The following is a 14,369-nucleotide window of genomic DNA, read 5'->3' as shown; positions in this document are numbered from 1 at the left end:
AAAAACTCCGAACCCGGAGTTTTTTTGTTTAATTGGCGTTAATCGGTTTTTCAGAGAATGCAAGAACACGACCGACGATGCTAGCGTCATTTATTCCATTAGTGTGAAGTCTCTTCACATATTCTAGCGCTTCGCTTTCAGGAAGGCTTACGAGTAAGCCGCCAGAAGTTACAGCATCACATAAAATCCATTGCTGCCACTCGGTAAGGTCGTTTCCGTATTGGACATCATCTTTTATCCAACGATGATTTGCTTTTGAACCACCAGGAACGATTCCCTCTTGAGCAAGCTCTGATGTACCTGGTAAAAGTGGAACTCGGTCATAATCGATCACGATTGTAATATTTCCTGTTCCTTTTGCCATCTCAGTCGCATGACCAAGGAGACCAAATCCAGTTACATCTGTGACAGCGTTTGGAGATAGACCTTCTAAACATTCAGCAGCAGTCTTATTCAGTGCTGCCATCGTCTCGCTGACTAGCTGGAGTTGATCATCAGAAAGCTTGTCTTTCTTTATCGCTGTGGTTTGTATACCCACACCGATTGGTTTTGTTAACACAAGAACATCTCCGGGTCTCGCCCCTACATTTTTATATACTTTTGATGGATGTACGAGTCCTGTAACAGACAGACCAAACTTAGGCTCTGAATCGTCGATCGAGTGTCCTCCAACCAGCACTGCACCAGATTCCTTCACTTTATCTGCTGCTCCCTTTAGGATTTCAGCAAGAACATCGTGACCGAGAGTGTTGATCGGAAAACCTACTATATTCATTACCGTTGTAGGCCGTCCTCCCATCGCGTATACATCACTTAGTGAGTTGGCAGCTGCAATTTGTCCGAACATGTATGGATCGTCTACTATTGGTGTAAAGAAGTCGACAGTCTGGATCATAGCAAGGTCATCCGTTAACTTATAGACTCCCGCATCGTCTGAAGTATCTAAACCAACTAAAAGGTTAGGATCATTTTCACGTTTTGGTAGATGACGCAAAACTTGCGCCAGGTCTTCTGGACCAATTTTACAGCCTCAACCACCTTTTGAGGAAAGGTGAGTAAGCTTAACATTGTCTTTACTTGTCATAATGAAACGACACCTCCTTTTGTTAGTATAAACATTATTTTTGTGAAATGCCTAAGGATATACTAAAATAGTCTTAAAAAAGGAGGATGAAAAATGAAAGTATCTATTGAATTCTGCATGATGTGAAACTTTGCACCAAAAGCCGCGAGTCTCGCGGAAGACCTGTTCAACCATTTTCGTTCAAAAATCTCAACTCTCGAACTGATCCCTAGCTCTGGGGGAGTGTTTGAAGTAAACGTCAATGGCGAAAAGATTTATTCAAAAAAAGAGACCGGAGAATTTCCGGATCATGATCTGATCATACAGCATTTAGAAAAACTAATGGCTTAAAAACGATGCCCTCCTTAAAGGGATCGTTATACCCTTAAGGAGGAGCTTCATCTTGTCAAAATCTGATCTATTAAGGCAGCTGCCTGCCGTGCATGAGGTAGTAAAAGATATCAGTTCTGAAGTGAATGGCAAACCGGAAAAGGAAATAACACGAGCGGTTCAAGATGCGATCAAACATTGGCGGAAAACTATTCTCAACGAGCACCATGCTATTGACTTGAAAACTGATATGAGGTCCCTCGTTAAAAATTCAGCAAAGTCTAATTTAACTCATCCTACGGATCAGATCCGCTCCTTGATCAATGCAAGTGGAGTCGTAATACATACAAATCTAGGACGATCTAGACTTAGCGAGAAAAGTGTAGAACGGATGAGTGAGACAGCAAGAATGTACTCGAATTTAGAATATAATTTGGAAGCAGGAAAAAGAGGTTCCAGGCATGACCTGACAGAGAATCTAATTAAACAAGTGACAGGTGCAGAAGCAGCGATGGTCGTGAACAATAATGCTGCAGCCGTTTACTTAATCCTAAAAGCACTAGCTAAAAACAAAGAAGTTATCGTGTCAAGAGGTGAGCTGGTTGAAATAGGAGGCTCATTTCGTGTCTCTTCTATTATGGAAGAAAGTGGAGCGAAACTCCGTGAGGTTGGAACGACGAATAAAACACATCTCTTTGATTATGAAAGAGCGTTGAATGATGAAACTGGTATGATCATGAAGGTTCATACAAGTAATTTTAAGGTGATCGGGTTCACGAAAGAAGTTCCTTCAAGTGAGTTGATTCAGTTGAAGAAGGATAATCATGAGCTGATTATCTACGAAGATCTTGGAAGTGGAGCTCTCTATCCTTTTCAGTCTGAAGGAATCGGTGATGAGCCATTGATCTCCTCTGTTATTGATAATGGAATAGATCTCGTGTCTTTTAGCGGAGATAAACTTTTAGGCGGCCCACAAGCTGGAATCATTGCTGGTAAGAAAAAGATCATCGAGATATTAAAAAAGCATCAGCTAGCTCGTGTTTTAAGAGTGGATAAATTTACGATAGCTGCATTAAACGAAACGTTGCAGTCGTATATGAACGAAGAATTTAAAGAAATTCCTACGGTTAGAGATATTTTGAAAACTCCTGAAGAAATCAGAGAAGTCGTATGGCGACTAAAAAGAAAAGTGGAAGATCATTCTTCTTTACATATCCGAATTCTAGAAGAGTTCTCTCAAGTTGGGGGAGGAACGATGCCGGATGTGAAGTTGCCAACTTTTTGTTTAGGGCTTAAACATTTTAAAGGAGCAGATTACCTCGCAAGAGCTTTTCGGAACTATCGGACCCCTATTATCGTGAGGATCAAAGATGAAGAAGTCCTTCTGGATCTTAGAACGATTTCCGATGATGAGCTTTTGACGGTTGAAGATGCTATACGTTCGATCGAGTAACAACAGGGACTGACAGATAATCTGTCAGTCCCTGTTGTTGTTTTGTTTATTAACTTCCTTCTCCACGGTTTTGTCCCGTATGATTACGTTGCTTAACTTTTTTAGAACCACTCATAGGAGCTGGTTGTCCAGGGTTCTCTCCTTTAGGAGCGTTCTTTCGAATATCTTTAAACGTATTATGCTCTCCCATTATAAGCCTCCTATTTTTCTTTTCACTTTTGTATATTTATTTGTTAGAAAGGCTTCATTGCCTAGTTGATTGTAGTGCAAGGTGTGAGACTCCTGGGGGCTCACCGCACGCCCCCCGGAAAGCGAGCACCTGGAACGTAAATCAACAACATCTGTGCAATTGCTCAGCAATAGAAAGCAATTTATTGAATAATTATAGATAATATTGGAACGTTAAAGGTATATCAAAACAAAGGATGGTAATTATGCCCTATCATAAAAACAAGCAACAAGCATATCAAGCTGCTGAGCAAGGTTATCACCATGCAATGGATATCTCAAAAACATTGGATGCGTCAAATAGTGAATATGGTGTTTTTTATGCCCATTTTATGACTGAAAACGAAAAGGCTTGTCAACAAATACAGAACGCACTGGAAACAGCTTCTGAACATCAACAGCCGCAGTTAGAAAGCTTTCTAAATGAGCTGCAACAACTTCAGAGTCAGTTTCCAAAACCTTAATGTCTTTTCTTCGTTTTCTTATTGTTTTGACGCTCAGCTTCACTTAACTTTTCATTAGGTATGGATAATGCCTCATTACCGAATTCTGTCTCATATCCAGCTCCCTTACCTTGAGCTTTTGCTGCATTCATTCCAGGACGCGAGTGATTTGCTTTATTTCTTCCCATTTGTTTATCACCTCCGTTACATTTAGTTTGTGCAATATCAAAAAGAAGAAGCACTCCAAAAAAAGGAGTGCTTCTTTACGTTCAAGATTTATATTTACTGAGTAACAGCCAGACACCAGAAAGGCCGATCAAACTGTATAAAACTTTTGTAACAGTGGTAGCGCTTCCAAGAATTTCTGTGACAACGTTAAAATCAAAAAGACCGATTGCTCCCCAGTTTAATGCTCCGATCAACACGAGTAAAGCGGCAAGTTTTTTTAACCATTCCATCCTGTTTCCCTCCGATCTTTTTAAGCGTGTACTTATGGGAAAACAAAAAGAAGTATTACGTAATTTACTATATGCATGCACGAAGATACTGGTGATTTTTACACCCATAAGAAATACTTATGTCGATTGATAACTATTAACTATTTTACTTATGAAAGGGTTTTACGTATGATAATAGAGGGAAAAAAAGATTTTGTGTAAATGACTCTGAAATTGAACACATTTTTTCGACAATTTTTCTCATAATCGTGTATGATTGTTAGTGAAGGGAGAGAGTGGAACATGAAAAGAAATGATGTATTTAATGCCCGTTCTACTTTTGATGTGAACGGTAAGGAATATAGCTATTACCGTTTAGGAGCGTTAGAAGAAGCGGGAATAGGTAACGTATCAAAATTACCCTACTCTGTAAAAGTATTATTGGAATCTGTATTAAGACAATTTGATGGAAAAGTAATCAACAAAGAACATGTTGAAAATCTTGCAAAGTGGGGCACGAGTGAGCTAAGAGATATCGATGTTCCTTTTAAGCCTTCACGTGTTATTCTTCAAGATTTTACAGGAGTGCCGGCTGTTGTTGATCTAGCTTCACTTCGTAAAGCCATGAAGGATATGGGTGGAGACCCTTCTCAGATCAACCCTGAAATTCCCGTTGATCTTGTAGTTGACCATTCTGTTCAAGTTGATAAAGCGGGTACTCAAGATTCACTTGCTTTCAACATGAACCTTGAATTTGCTCGAAATGAAGAGCGTTACAAACTTTTGAGCTGGGCTCAATCTGCGTTTGACAACTACCGTGCAGTTCCTCCTGCAACGGGTATCGTTCACCAAGTTAACTTGGAGTATCTGGCACCAGTTGTTCTTACAAGCGAATCAGAAGGGGAAACAATTGCTTTTCCTGATTCACTAGTAGGTACAGATTCCCATACAACAATGATCAATGGTCTTGGAGTATTAGGATGGGGTGTTGGAGGAATTGAGGCAGAAGCTGGTATGTTAGGACAGCCTTCTTACTTCCCAGTTCCAGAAGTTATCGGTGTGAAACTTACAGGGACACTTCCAAACGGAACGACTGCAACTGACCTTGCTCTTAAAGTAACGCAAGTATTGCGTGAAAAGAAGGTAGTAGGAAAGTTTGTTGAGTTCTTCGGTCCAGGACTTGCTGATATGCCGCTTGCAGACCGTGCGACAGTTTCAAATATGGCTCCTGAATATGGGGCGACTTGTGGTTTCTTCCCAGTTGATGAAGAAGCTTTAAACTACCTTCGCTTAACAGGTAGAACAGAAGATCAAATTCAGCTTGTAGAAGCGTATTGCAAAGCAAACGGATTGTTCTACACAGCAGGAGATGCTGATCCTGAATTTACAGACGTTGTTGAAATCAATCTTTCTGAAATTGAGCCAAACTTGTCAGGACCAAAACGCCCACAAGATTTGATTCCTTTATCACAAATGAAAGACAGCTTCAATAAAGCGCTTGTAGCTCCACAAGGAAATGCAGGGTTCGGGCTTACAGCTGATGAGATCAACAAAGAAGTTACCGTGAAGCATCCGAACAACGAAACTTCTACGATGAAGACTGGTGCAGTTGCGATCGCCGCAATTACAAGCTGTACGAATACGTCTAACCCTTACGTAATGTTAGGTGCTGGATTAGTTGCTAAGAAAGCGATTGAAAAAGGCTTAAAAGTTCCTGGCTATGTAAAAACATCTTTGGCACCCGGATCTAAAGTTGTTACACGTTATTTAGAAGAAGCGGGCTTAATGAGCTATATGGATCAGTTAGGGTTCAACCTTGTTGGTTACGGTTGTACAACATGTATCGGTAACTCAGGTCCTTTAGCGCTTGAAGTTGAAAATGCGATCTCTAAGAACGATCTAACTGTAACCTCAGTACTTTCAGGAAACAGAAACTTTGAAGGACGTATCCACCCGCTAGTAAAAGCCAACTACTTAGCTTCTCCACCGTTAGTTGTAGCGTATGCACTAGCAGGAACCGTAGATTTCAACCTTCAATCTGATTCTTTCGGAACAGACAAAGAGGGTAACGAAGTTTACTTTAAAGATATCTGGCCTTCAACAGAAGAGATTAATGAAGCGATGAAGAAAGCAGTTACTCCAGAATTGTTCAAGAAGGAATACGAGCGTGTATTTGATGAGAACGAACGTTGGAACGAACTGAAGACTTCAGCTGACCAATTATATGGTTTTGATACATCATCAACATATATTCAAAACCCTCCGTTCTTTGAAGAGCTTTCTGCAGAACTTAAAGAGATCCAACCTCTTAAAGATCTTAAGCTTATCGCTAAATTCGGGGATTCTGTTACAACTGACCACATTTCACCAGCTGGTGCGATCGGAAAAGATACTCCTGCAGGCAGATACTTGATTCAAAATGGTGTAGAGCCACGCGACTTTAACTCTTACGGTTCTCGTCGTGGTAACCATGAAGTAATGATGCGTGGTACTTTCGCGAATATTCGTATTCGTAACGCGGTGGCTCCTGGTACTGAAGGTGGATGGACTACTTTCTGGCCAACTAACCAAGTGATGAGCATCTATGATGCTGCAATGAAATACAAAGAGAACGGTACGGGTCTTATGGTAATCGCAGGAAAAGATTACGGTATGGGATCTTCTCGTGACTGGGCAGCAAAAGGTACTACATTACTAGGAATTCAAACTGTACTTGCTGAAAGCTTCGAGCGTATCCACCGTTCAAACCTTGTGTTGATGGGTGTACTGCCTCTTCAATTCAAAGATGGTGAGAATGCTGAGACGTTTGGACTTACAGGAAAAGAATCATTCACGGTTTCCGTTGATGAAACGGTTAAACCTCGTGATCTTGTTCAAGTTACAGCTGTTTTTGAAGATGGAACAGAAAAAACATTTGAAGTTATAGCTCGATTTGACAGCGAAGTTGAAATTGAATACTATCGTCATGGTGGTATCCTTCCAATGGTACTTCGTAACAAGCTTGCTCATTCTTCTCAAACTCAAAATTAATAAAAAAATCCTTTGCCAATTCGTTTTAGGCAAAGGATTTTTTTATGCTTTTTTCATATGTCTTTCGTCAAGTTTGATCTCAAGTTGTTCGATGTAAGATTCATCTTTCAATAATTGCCTTTTGTTCTCGCTCACGAGTTCTTTGAAGTTCATTTTTCTGTTCTTCCTCATTATTGACACCTCTTCATTGTAATAATAACAATATAGCCAAGATGAAATCGAAATAATCAGACATTAAAAAATAATTGCCAGTTTACTGATGAATAGTTGATTTTGATTAATGGAAAAGTAAAAAGAAGACGAAAGGAGGTAGGACCTTTGAGTAATCCAAAACGCTTTCCTGAAGATTTCGTTCCAAATCATATCGGCACTCAGCCACGTGAGAGCAACAGCAATAATGGAAAAAAGATGGCTAATAAATCGCATGATCACGCAGATTATGTACCACCTAAAGGGAAATAAATCTTACTTTCTAAAAATTACCTCTCTATAATTTTTTCTTTTGACTCCCATATACGAAAGATTTTGTCGAAAAAGTGTATGTAGTGAAAGAATTAGGAGGGGTACGTTTGATTACGGCATCTGTCAAACCATTACCTGTATCACATAACAAAGATGATCAGGATTATTTATATCGTCAGTTAGAGATTGAAATGCAAAGATTGGGACATCTCGTTCCTTTTCGTGAAGAGTTGAACTGGGATAAAGAAATTACAACGATGGAACTTGGAAATGTTGAAACGCTTGAAAAGTTAAAAAAAGCTGCGGCAAAGAACGATGGGGTATTTTTGTTCTATGCTAAGCTTACAAAAGGAACCGTTTATCAGCATATCATCCTGCATCCGAATACAGAAGGGTTCTATCTTCCTTTCCGATTTGAAGAACCGTTCAATATTACAGTAAAGAATAAAAGATACTGGATCGGTTCATCCATTCGGCTAGCCGAAGAGTTAGCTTGGCTAGAGATCACGATGAAGAATCTAAACGACGACAGTGTAGTAGAATATTGGAAATATCTCACTGACCTTTGTCAATTCAGCGTTCAAAACATGAGTCCCATTCTTTTGCAAAAAAACTAAAGAATAATTCGATCGTTTACTTGTACAAACTATGATGGTACGAACTTACTTAAAAAAGGAGAATCATCATGAACAAACCAAACAGAGACGATCGAAGCAACAATGTTGAGCGATTAGAACAAATGGTTCAAAACACAGAACAAAACATCTCAGAAGCTAACCAGACTGCGGCTAACACGGAACTAACAGCTAGCCAAAAAGAGCAGATCAAAGAGAAGAATCAACATAGACAAGAATCCATTGAGCAGTTTCAAAATGAGATTCAAGAAGAAAAGGCTTATAGAGAAGGTAACGACCTTCAATAAGAGAAGGACCGGCATATTGCTGGTCTTTTTTTTCATTTTCTACTAAAGTGTTAAGAAAAGACAACACGAAGGGAAACAGATGAAATATGAAATTTGTTGAAACTAGCGTTGATGTAAGATATGCAGAAACAGATCAGATGGGGGTCGTCTATCATGCAAACTATCTGGTATGGTTTGAAATCGGTAGAACAAAGCTGATCGAACATTTAGGGTTTAAATATGCAGACATGGAAAGAGGAGGGATACTTTCTCCTGTAACAGACATTCAAGCGTCATATAAAAAACCACTAACTTATGGACAAAAAGCCCACATAAAGACAGCCGTAAAAGAATACTCAGGGATCAAAGTTATTTATTATTATGAGATCTTTAACGAAGAAAACGAATTATGTGTTACAGGGAAATCCACTCATGTTTGTGTGAAAAAAGAAAATTTTCGACCGATCTCAATTAAGAAGTATTTTCCAGATTGGCATGAAGCATACCTAGAAATGAGCTCATCAAAATAATGGCATTTGGAATAAAACGTGCTGACTTAAAGAGATGGAAAGATGAAGTAGAGGCAGGAAACATCGCATTCCTTACCCATTTTTGGTATGACCCGCGATTTCCAACAGCTAAAAGTGTGACAAAAGTAGGCTGTAACGATCGGAAAAAATTATCAGAGTGGGGAAGAAATTACGGTTTAAAAAAAGAGTGGATTCATGAACGAGATGCTTACCCCCACTTCGACCTTATTGGGGATAAGCAAATAGAGATCATGAAAAATGAAGGAAGAATTGGAGATCTTCAAAAGTTCTTATAATCTAATTTTTGTTGTTAAAATCGTATTTGATTTCTCCATCCGTAATGGAAACAGTTAGATCATTTCCGTCAAAGAACCATTCATCTTCTTGCTCAATGAAGAAAGTATGGTTCTCTACAACAATTTCTGCAGCTGGATGTTTAGGTGTATCTTTTGTAAGGCCTAACGAAAAGCCGTCTTGTACTGTGCTGCATCCTCCAAGGCGAACGAAAAAACGGATGGAATCGTTCTGAGACGCTTGAAGGTCATTGATCACAAAATTTGCAGTCTCTTCATTCAAAATGATTTTCAAAGTATGTTCACTCCTTAACAATTACTTTCAAGTAATGATGATATTGTGGCATACGAATGTCGAAAGCACAATTAAAACGATTGTTTTTTTAGGAGGCGTTGATTAACATTCTAAGCTGCTCGTTTTGTGCGAGGTAGATAAATAATAATCAACATTTATTGAGTAAAGGAGGCAGATTTGGTGGATATTCAATCTTTTTTTGAAGAAGCATCATCACTTTATAGCGTTCAAGATTTAATTTCTGAACATACGAATATGATATTTATTTTAGAATCCCCTCATAAAGAGGAGATCAAATCTGGATTACCTCTGGCGGGTATGTCTGGCAGATCGATGGCAAAAGAATTGTTTGAAGTCGAAGAGACCCTTCCGATGGGAAAGTTGTTAAAACAGTACATAAATGAGAATAAGAAGACAGTGTTCGGAATCGTAAATGTTTGTCCTTTTCCACTGCAAGGGTCTGCATTTCCTGATCAAACTTTCGTAAACAGATATAGTGATGAGATAAAAGTCGCTGAAGCAGTAAGAACGAGTTCAGTGAAAGTCTTTAAAGACGAATTCAGGGCTGAATTTGATCAACTTCTTCTACATCATTTCGAAAGTAGATTAACATCCTTGCTTACTGGAAACACACTTATCATTCCATGCGGAAGATTTGCAGAAAAATATGTGAACAAACTGACTAATAAAGAGAGTTTAACCACCATAGAAGGGGTACCACACCCTTCTTATCATTCTTGGTCTAGAGATCGCTACCAAGAAGTAATAGATAAAGTTAGAGAAGAAGGAAAAAAACGAACCTCCTAAATCAGGAGGTTCAAATAAAGAATACAGTAGCTCCGTATAGTACTGCTGTGATTCCAGCAGCTATTAGTGCTGGTTTAAGCTTGTATCGTGCATAAGTGATGACAGAGAGGTTTAAAATGCGTGCGATCGTGTTCGTATCATCACTTAAAGGTGAGGCGAATGCTCCGAATGTTCCACTTGCAAAGACTGCTCCGATCACAAGAGGCAGTGAAACATCTGCCACCCCTGCCATCGATACACCAAGAGGCATCAATATTCCCCATGTACCCCAAGCAGATCCGATAAAATAAGAGACTGCACAGCCGAAGATAAACAGCAACGGAACGATAACTGACCCTGGAATCCAGCCAGCGTAACGAGTTACAAAAGCAGAGAAACCAAGCTCTTCCGTAACGGAAGATAAGCCCCAAACTACAGCTAACAGTACGATAACACTCATCAATTCGTTACCGCCAAAAATAAACCCATTTAAAAGATCTCCTGTTTTCATTTTTTGAAAACGAAGGAAAAGAAATGTGAATATTGTTGTGAACAACAGTGCGATCAGCATGGCATCCATAACATCTGCTGAAATGAAGGCTGCAAAAAAACTGCCTTTCGTTTTTTTGTAACCATCCCACCATGTCAACAGTAGAGTAAGAAATACGACAAGAATGAGGGGGATCAGTAAATTCCATGGTTTATTCGGAAGTTCTTTATTTACAGCTGGATCACAACTATGCCAGTCATCCTCTTCGCTTTTACCTACATCTTTTGGATCAGTTTCTTCTGTAGATTTTGAATGATGAAAGAAGCTCAGGTAGATTCCTACGATTATCATCACAAAAGAGAAAAAATTAAACGGAATGCTTTGTAAAAAGAGAGAATAAGGATCTGCCGTAATATTTTCGTTCTTTAACGATATATCTACAATAGATGTCATGTATCCAACAAATGCGGTAGCGATTGGTATCAATACAATGATGGGAGTTGCTGTAGTCTCAATGACAAAACCAAGTTCTTGAGTAGACATCTTTACTTTTTTTAGAAGAGCTCTCATGATCGGAGCAATCGTGACGAAACGAAAACTTGGAGCAGCAAAAGTACCGATCGTAGACACATAAGTAAGTAGTAATGCTCCTTTTTTTGTTTCGATCCTGTTAGAAGCTTCTTCCACAAAGCCTTTAATTCCCCCAGAAAGTTTAATCATTGAGATGAGTCCTGAAAATGCATACAAAAACACTAAGATTTTTATGTTCTTAGGGTCTACCAGTCCCTTTACTAAAAATTGGACCATCTTCTCCAATCCACCAACGAGGGTTGGATGGAGTAGGTAAGAACCGGTCAAAAGTCCTGCGATCAAACCTGGGAGAACTTGTTTAGTCTTGATAGCTATAGGAATTACCACTAAGAACGGAATAACAGAAACCCAATTTTGATCCATAAAGAGTCCTTCTTTCATACTGAAGATAATAGTGTTAGCGTGCGATGGTTTCAAAAATTTATTCTTTCGAACGGAAGAAAAGACGTTTCATTCAAATCTACATTGGTTAGAATAATACCGTTTAAGTGAAATATCACATGTTTAAAGAGTTGTGTGAATAAACTTTAAACACCACTTCTAATGTAAAGAGTTGCATTTATTAGGTTTACGTGATAAGTTTAACAACGGAATATATATGGACGGAACAAGTTTGAATTACGGATAGCCTTGTAACTATTAACGTTTAATTTTTACGCATATTCACATGGCTAAGCATTTCCCATCAATACTTAATTAGGAAATGCTATTTTATGTGCAAATCATGATGTATTTTGAAAAAACAAATTGGCCGGCACTTTAACATGACAATCTATGCCGTGTCCACGAGGTTATCGTAAAACCTTTTTCGTCACAGAAAAGGAGATAGAACATTGACAACATTTCAAGAATTAGGACTAAGTCCTGAGTTGCTTCAATCCATCAACAACATGGGATTTGAGGAAGCAACACCGATTCAGCGTGATACCATTCCAACAGCACTTAAGGGGACTGACCTTATTGGCCAGGCACAAACAGGGACTGGTAAGACAGCTGCGTTTGGTATACCGCTAATCGAAAAAATGGATACTAGATCACGATTCGTTCAAGGAATCGTATTAGCTCCAACTCGTGAGTTAGCTGTTCAAGTAGCAGAAGAACTCAATAAAATCGGTCAATTCAAAGGAATCAAAACATTGCCGATTTATGGTGGACAATCCATTGTTCGACAAATTAAAGCATTAAAAAACGGTCCACACATCGTAGTAGGTACACCAGGACGTGTGCAAGACCACATTAACAGAAAAACATTAAAGCTTGATAGCGTTCATACAGTTGTGCTTGATGAAGCTGATGAAATGCTTAACATGGGATTTGTTGAAGACATCGAAAAGATCTTAGAAAACGTTCCTACAGAACGTCACACGATGCTTTTCTCTGCAACAATGCCAAAGCAGATTCAAAACTTGGCTGCAAAATTCATGAAGGACGTATTGCTTATCAAAGTAAAAGCGTCTGAAATGACTGTTAAAAACATTGAGCAAGAATATGTTGAAGTTAAAGAACGTCAAAAGTTTGATGCGTTATGCCGCTTCATGGATATTCACTCTCCAGAGCTTGCGATCGTTTTCGGACGTACGAAGCGTCGTGTAGATGAATTGTCTGAAGCATTAAGCAAACGTGGATATTCAGCTGAAGGAATCCACGGTGACCTTCCGCAAGCTAAACGTGACAAAGTGTTACGTGCGTTCAAAAACAACACGATCGAAGTTCTTGTTGCAACAGACGTAGCTGCTCGTGGTCTTGACATCTCTGGTGTTTCTCACGTTTATAACTTCGATATTCCTCAAGATCCAGAAAGCTATGTTCACCGTATTGGACGTACTGGACGTGCAGGAAAAACTGGTTATGCATTAACGTTCATCACGCCGCGTGAAATCGATCACCTATACACGATTGAAAAAATCACAAAGCGTAAAATGGTAAAACGTGCCATTCCTTCTGTATCAGAAGCAATGGAAGGACAACAACAGATCACGCTTGAAAAGTTGATGGAAGTTGTTGGAGAAGATAATTTTAACGGCTATAAGCAAACAGCAGTTGAGTTACTAGAAGAGAACGATTCTGTAACACTTTTAGCTGCAGCCCTAAAGCTTCTTACAAAAGAACCTGATACGACTCCGATCAACCTTACAGATGAGCCGCCACTATCAGTTAAAAAGAGACGTCCTAATAACCGTTTCTCTGATCGTAGACGTTCTGGAGGAGGCCCTAAAAGAGAGGGTGGAGGCGGAAGAGATAATCGCCGTTCTGGATATTCTAAAGGCGAACGCAGTGGTTCTCGCGATGGTGCAAACCGTAGCAGCAGCGGCAGCCGTGATCAATCATACCGTTCACAAAAACGTGTTCGTGAAGATTTTAAAAACAGATAAATCATATTGTAAAGCAAGAGAGAACGTCTCTCTTGCTTTTTTTGTGTTTATTTTCTCACTATGTTTAAATGAATCATATAAAATATCAGTCAATAAGAGCTCGTACTCATGAAGAGGGGTTACAGCGTTGAAAAAAATCCTAATAATTTCTGATACCCACATGCCGAAAAAAGGAAAGATGTTTCCTGATCCACTTTTAAAGGTTTTAAAGAAGGATATCGACTACATATTTCATGCAGGAGACTGGACAGCTCAATCTGTTTACGAAGAACTTAAAACGTATGCGCCCCTTTTTGGAGTAAAGGGAAACATAGACAAAGAGGATTGGAGTCATACTTTGCCTGAAAAAGTACTTGTTACTATTGAAGATGTAAAAATTGCAATGATTCATGGACATCAAGGCAAGGGTAGATCGACACCAGAACGTGCATACAGAGGATGTGAAGGAGATTCTGCCGACCTGATTATATTTGGGCATTCTCACATCCCTTTTCATGAGCGAAAAGGGAGTACAATCCTTTTTAATCCCGGCTCACCAACAGATAAAAGAAGGCAAAAGCAGTTTTCATATGGTATAGCGGTTATCGATCAATCAAAAATCACACTCGATCATCATTATTTTTCTTGATGCATGACAACCTGTAAAGAAGACATAATAATACAAT

At 39.2% G+C, this 14,369-nt stretch carries 19 protein-coding genes; 12 read left to right on the top strand and 7 right to left on the bottom strand.

The annotated features are described in order from the left end of the window. Positions 1–28: 28 nt before the first annotated feature. Positions 29–1,084, bottom strand: coding sequence for a selenide, water dikinase SelD (selD, locus tag ACOZ9X_RS09000; protein ID WP_423417891.1), 1,056 nt, complete (start codon positions 1,082–1,084; stop codon positions 29–31). A 93-nt stretch (positions 1,085–1,177) separates the two neighbouring features. On the opposite strand from selD, the gene ACOZ9X_RS08995 reads away from it, so the two are divergent. Beyond that, positions 1,178–1,414: an Rdx family protein gene (locus ACOZ9X_RS08995; RefSeq protein WP_423417890.1), complete on the top strand. Its 237-nt coding sequence runs from the start codon at positions 1,178–1,180 to the stop codon at positions 1,412–1,414. Between the two features lie 52 nt (positions 1,415–1,466). Further along, on the top strand, positions 1,467–2,846 hold the full coding sequence (selA, locus tag ACOZ9X_RS08990) for an L-seryl-tRNA(Sec) selenium transferase (protein ID WP_423417889.1): 1,380 nt from the start codon (positions 1,467–1,469) through the stop codon (positions 2,844–2,846). A 49-nt stretch (positions 2,847–2,895) separates the two neighbouring features. On the opposite strand, the gene ACOZ9X_RS08985 is transcribed toward selA, so the two are convergent. Then, complete coding sequence (locus ACOZ9X_RS08985) at positions 2,896–3,036, bottom strand: small acid-soluble spore protein P (RefSeq protein WP_066393930.1); 141 nt, start codon at positions 3,034–3,036, stop codon at positions 2,896–2,898. 244 nt (positions 3,037–3,280) lie between these two features. Between ACOZ9X_RS08985 and ACOZ9X_RS08980 the strand changes: the two genes are divergently transcribed. After that, the gene (locus ACOZ9X_RS08980; protein WP_423417888.1) at positions 3,281–3,538 is read left to right on the top strand and encodes a hypothetical protein; all 258 of its coding nucleotides are present in this window, start codon (positions 3,281–3,283) and stop codon (positions 3,536–3,538) included. Here ACOZ9X_RS08980 and sspO read toward each other — a convergent pair. After that, complete coding sequence (gene sspO / locus ACOZ9X_RS08975) at positions 3,535–3,705, bottom strand: small acid-soluble spore protein O (RefSeq protein WP_423417887.1); 171 nt, start codon at positions 3,703–3,705, stop codon at positions 3,535–3,537. The genes ACOZ9X_RS08980 and sspO overlap by 4 nt on opposite strands. Positions 3,706–3,786: 81 nt before the next feature. Further along, the gene (locus tag ACOZ9X_RS08970; protein ID WP_423417886.1) at positions 3,787–3,975 is read right to left on the bottom strand and encodes a DUF378 domain-containing protein; all 189 of its coding nucleotides are present in this window, start codon (positions 3,973–3,975) and stop codon (positions 3,787–3,789) included. A 282-nt stretch (positions 3,976–4,257) separates the two neighbouring features. On the opposite strand from ACOZ9X_RS08970, the gene acnA reads away from it, so the two are divergent. Beyond that, a complete protein-coding gene (acnA, locus tag ACOZ9X_RS08965; protein ID WP_423417885.1) occupies positions 4,258–6,984 on the top strand; it encodes an aconitate hydratase AcnA in 2,727 nt (908 codons plus the stop codon). A gap of 42 nt (positions 6,985–7,026) precedes the next feature. Here the strand turns inward: acnA and ACOZ9X_RS08960 are convergent, their stop codons facing one another. After that, complete coding sequence (locus tag ACOZ9X_RS08960) at positions 7,027–7,155, bottom strand: FbpB family small basic protein (RefSeq protein ID WP_423417884.1); 129 nt, start codon at positions 7,153–7,155, stop codon at positions 7,027–7,029. Positions 7,156–7,302: 147 nt separating this feature from the next. Here ACOZ9X_RS08960 and ACOZ9X_RS08955 point away from each other — a divergent pair, with 147 nt between their 5' ends. The 5 genes from ACOZ9X_RS08955 to ACOZ9X_RS08935 all read left to right on the top strand — a co-directional run bounded on the left by ACOZ9X_RS08955 (position 7,303) and on the right by ACOZ9X_RS08935 (position 9,173). Next, positions 7,303–7,446, top strand: coding sequence for an acid-soluble spore protein N (locus ACOZ9X_RS08955; protein WP_066241162.1), 144 nt, complete (start codon positions 7,303–7,305; stop codon positions 7,444–7,446). A gap of 107 nt (positions 7,447–7,553) precedes the next feature. Next, entirely contained in the window at positions 7,554–8,063 is a 510-nt protein-coding gene (locus ACOZ9X_RS08950; protein WP_423417883.1) for a hypothetical protein, read from the top strand. Between the two features lie 68 nt (positions 8,064–8,131). Then, positions 8,132–8,368 (top strand): small acid-soluble spore protein Tlp, encoded by a 237-nt coding sequence (tlp, locus tag ACOZ9X_RS08945; protein WP_066393949.1) that lies wholly within the window; start codon positions 8,132–8,134, stop codon positions 8,366–8,368. 86 nt (positions 8,369–8,454) lie between these two features. Next, positions 8,455–8,877, top strand: coding sequence for an acyl-CoA thioesterase (locus ACOZ9X_RS08940; RefSeq protein ID WP_423417882.1), 423 nt, complete (start codon positions 8,455–8,457; stop codon positions 8,875–8,877). Then, the gene (locus tag ACOZ9X_RS08935; protein ID WP_423417881.1) at positions 8,877–9,173 is read left to right on the top strand and encodes a hypothetical protein; all 297 of its coding nucleotides are present in this window, start codon (positions 8,877–8,879) and stop codon (positions 9,171–9,173) included. Before ACOZ9X_RS08940 ends, ACOZ9X_RS08935 begins: the two co-directional genes overlap by 1 nt. A gap of 1 nt (position 9,174) precedes the next feature. Here the strand turns inward: ACOZ9X_RS08935 and ACOZ9X_RS08930 are convergent, their stop codons facing one another. Then, positions 9,175–9,465 (bottom strand): HesB/YadR/YfhF family protein, encoded by a 291-nt coding sequence (locus ACOZ9X_RS08930; protein WP_423417880.1) that lies wholly within the window; start codon positions 9,463–9,465, stop codon positions 9,175–9,177. A 180-nt stretch (positions 9,466–9,645) separates the two neighbouring features. Between ACOZ9X_RS08930 and ACOZ9X_RS08925 the strand changes: the two genes are divergently transcribed. Then, positions 9,646–10,272, top strand: a complete 627-nt coding sequence (locus ACOZ9X_RS08925; protein ID WP_423417879.1) for a uracil-DNA glycosylase family protein — start codon at positions 9,646–9,648, stop codon at positions 10,270–10,272. A 10-nt stretch (positions 10,273–10,282) separates the two neighbouring features. On the opposite strand, the gene ACOZ9X_RS08920 is transcribed toward ACOZ9X_RS08925, so the two are convergent. Next, positions 10,283–11,695, bottom strand: a complete 1,413-nt coding sequence (locus ACOZ9X_RS08920) for a Na+/H+ antiporter NhaC family protein (RefSeq protein ID WP_423417878.1) — start codon at positions 11,693–11,695, stop codon at positions 10,283–10,285. Positions 11,696–12,165: 470 nt separating this feature from the next. Between ACOZ9X_RS08920 and ACOZ9X_RS08915 the strand changes: the two genes are divergently transcribed. Further along, positions 12,166–13,704, top strand: coding sequence for a DEAD/DEAH box helicase (locus ACOZ9X_RS08915; protein WP_423417877.1), 1,539 nt, complete (start codon positions 12,166–12,168; stop codon positions 13,702–13,704). Positions 13,705–13,831: 127 nt separating this feature from the next. Next, on the top strand, positions 13,832–14,332 hold the full coding sequence (locus ACOZ9X_RS08910; RefSeq protein WP_423417876.1) for a metallophosphoesterase family protein: 501 nt from the start codon (positions 13,832–13,834) through the stop codon (positions 14,330–14,332). The last annotated feature ends 37 nt before the right edge of the window (positions 14,333–14,369 follow it).

Origin of the sequence: Fictibacillus nanhaiensis, from assembly GCF_049537595.1 — a bacterium.
GTDB lineage: Bacteria > Bacillota > Bacilli > Bacillales > Fictibacillaceae > Fictibacillus > Fictibacillus nanhaiensis_F.
This window is presented reverse-complemented; position numbering and strand designations above follow the sequence as displayed.